This is a genomic window from Streptomyces sp. NPDC059567, assembly GCF_042735655.1.
Classification (GTDB): Bacteria; Actinomycetota; Actinomycetes; order Streptomycetales; family Streptomycetaceae; genus Streptomyces.
Map to the genome: position 1 here is coordinate 1 of NZ_JBHWBS010000192.1, position 2,476 is coordinate 2,476.

General features: G+C 56.5%; 1 rRNA gene (cut by a window edge). It reads right to left on the bottom strand.

Going from position 1 to position 2,476, the window contains the following annotated elements:
• Window position 1: 1 nt before the first annotated feature.
• A 23S ribosomal RNA gene (locus tag ACFVZW_RS36795) occupies window positions 2-2,476 on the bottom strand; it runs 172 nt beyond the window's last position.

Below are 2,476 nucleotides of genomic sequence, written 5' to 3' on the forward strand. Positions count from 1 at the left end.
TGAGGACAAGCCCTCGGCCTATTAGTACCGGTCAGCTCCACCCATTACTGGGCTTCCACATCCGGCCTATCAACCCAGTCGTCTACTGGGAGCCTTACCCTCTCAAGGAGGTGGGAATACTCATCTCGAAGCAGGCTTCCCGCTTAGATGCTTTCAGCGGTTATCCCTCCCGAACGTAGCCAACCAGCCATGCCCTTGGCAGGACAACTGGCACACCAGAGGTTCGTCCGTCCCGGTCCTCTCGTACTAGGGACAGCCCTTCTCAATATTCCTACGCGCGCAGCGGATAGGGACCGAACTGTCTCACGACGTTCTAAACCCAGCTCGCGTACCGCTTTAATGGGCGAACAGCCCAACCCTTGGGACCGACTCCAGCCCCAGGATGCGACGAGCCGACATCGAGGTGCCAAACCATCCCGTCGATATGGACTCTTGGGGAAGATCAGCCTGTTATCCCCGGGGTACCTTTTATCCGTTGAGCGACGGCGCTTCCACAAGCCACCGCCGGATCACTAGTCCCGACTTTCGTCCCTGCTCGACCCGTCGGTCTCACAGTCAAGCTCCCTTGTGCACTTACACTCAACACCTGATTGCCAACCAGGCTGAGGGAACCTTTGGGCGCCTCCGTTACCCTTTGGGAGGCAACCGCCCCAGTTAAACTACCCATCAGACACTGTCCCTGATCCGGATCACGGACCGAGGTTAGACATCCAGCACGACCAGAGTGGTATTTCAACGGCGACTCCACCATGACTGGCGTCACGGCTTCAAAGTCTCCCACCTATCCTACACAAGCCGAACCGAACACCAATATCAAACTGTAGTAAAGGTCCCGGGGTCTTTCCGTCCTGCTGCGCGAAACGAGCATCTTTACTCGTAGTGCAATTTCACCGGGCCTATGGTTGAGACAGTCGAGAAGTCGTTACGCCATTCGTGCAGGTCGGAACTTACCCGACAAGGAATTTCGCTACCTTAGGATGGTTATAGTTACCACCGCCGTTTACTGGCGCTTAAGTTCTCAGCTTCGCAACCCCGAAAGGTCACTAACCGGTCCCCTTAACGTTCCAGCACCGGGCAGGCGTCAGTCCGTATACATCGCCTTACGGCTTCGCACGGACCTGTGTTTTTAGTAAACAGTCGCTTCTCGCTGGTCTCTGCGGCCACCCCCAGCTCACGGAGTAAATCCGATCACCAGTGATGGCCCCCCTTCTCCCGAAGTTACGGGGGCATTTTGCCGAGTTCCTTAACCATAGTTCACCCGAACGCCTCGGTATTCTCTACCTGACCACCTGAGTCGGTTTAGGGTACGGGCCGCCATGAAACTCGCTAGAGGCTTTTCTCGACAGCATAGGATCATCCACTTCACCACAATCGGCTCGGCATCAGGTCTCAGCCTTAATGTGTGACGGATTTGCCTATCACACGGCCTACACCCTTACCCCGGGACAACCACCGCCCGGGCTGGACTACCTTCCTGCGTCACCCCATCGCTTACCTACTACCACCTTGGTTCGCCGGCTCCACCACTTTCCTTTCCCCGAAGGGTCCGGAACGGCTTCACGGGCTTAGCATTAATGGGCTCGATATTGGGCGTTTCAAAGCGGGTACCGGAATATCAACCGGTTGTCCATCGACTACGCCTGTCGGCCTCGCCTTAGGTCCCGACTTACCCTGGGCAGATCAGCTTGACCCAGGAACCCTTAGTCAATCGGCGCACACGTTTCTCACGTGTGTATCGCTACTCATGCCTGCATTCTCACTCGTGAACCGTCCACAACTCGCTTCCGCGGCTGCTTCACCCGGCACACGACGCTCCCCTACCCATCACAGCACCCGTTGGGGCTTATTGCTGCAATGACACGACTTCGGCGGTACGCTTGAGCCCCGCTACATTGTCGGCGCGGAATCACTTGACCAGTGAGCTATTACGCACTCTTTCAAGGGTGGCTGCTTCTAAGCCAACCTCCTGGTTGTCTCTGCGACTCCACATCCTTTCCCACTTAGCGTACGCTTAGGGGCCTTAGTCGATGCTCTGGGCTGTTTCCCTCTCGACCATGGAGCTTATCCCCCACAGTCTCACTGCCGTGCTCTCACTTACCGGCATTCGGAGTTTGGCTAAGGTCAGTAACCCGGTAGGGCCCATCGCCTATCCAGTGCTCTACCTCCGGCAAGAAACACACGACGCTGCACCTAAATGCATTTCGGGGAGAACCAGCTATCACGGAGTTTGATTGGCCTTTCACCCCTAACCACAGGTCATCCCCCAGGTTTTCAACCCTGGTGGGTTCGGTCCTCCACGAAGTCTTACCTCCGCTTCAACCTGCCCATGGCTAGATCACTCCGCTTCGGGTCTTGAGCGTGCTACTGAATCGCCCTATTCGGACTCGCTTTCGCTACGGCTTCCCCACACGGGTTAACCTCGCAACACACCGCAAACTCGCAGGCTCATTCTTCAAAAGGCACGCAGTCACGACCT